This window comes from Microcoleus sp. SVA1B4 (assembly GCF_036700545.1).
GTDB lineage: Bacteria > Cyanobacteriota > Cyanobacteriia > Cyanobacteriales > Microcoleaceae > Microcoleus.
The window spans coordinates 8,327-8,708 of record NZ_JAUBPB010000082.1 but is presented as its reverse complement, the minus strand read 5'-3'; the positions used below and the strand labels follow the sequence as shown (position 1 = coordinate 8,708).

Annotated in this window: 1 protein-coding gene; it reads right to left on the bottom strand. The window is 46.6% G+C overall.

The features are described from left to right. Positions 1-382 (bottom strand): hypothetical protein (locus QT987_RS26135; RefSeq protein ID WP_333246056.1); only part of this gene is annotated, 382 nt, incomplete at both ends.

The following is a 382-nucleotide window of genomic DNA, read 5'->3' as shown; positions in this document are numbered from 1 at the left end:
CAAACTGTCCCGAACAGGTGCACCTCGAACCGGAGACTAAATTAGTAGATGCACCCTGATTAATTAACTCCCGACCAATTTTGGCCGGGTTTTTTTTGGGCGATCGCACCCCAAACCACAAATTTCCCCAAATTTTCCCAAACTGTCCCGAACAGGTGCACCTCGAACCGGAGACTAAATTAGTAGATGCACCCTGATTAATTAACTCCCGACCAATTTTGGCCGGGTTTTTTTTTGCCGATCGCAAGCTGAGCCACAAATTTCCGCAAAGTCTACCAAAGTGTCCTGAAAGAGGGGGTGTAAAGCCGGAGACTAAATTAGTAGATGCACCCTGATTAATTAACTCCCGACCAATTTTGGCCGGGTTTTTTTTTGCCGATCG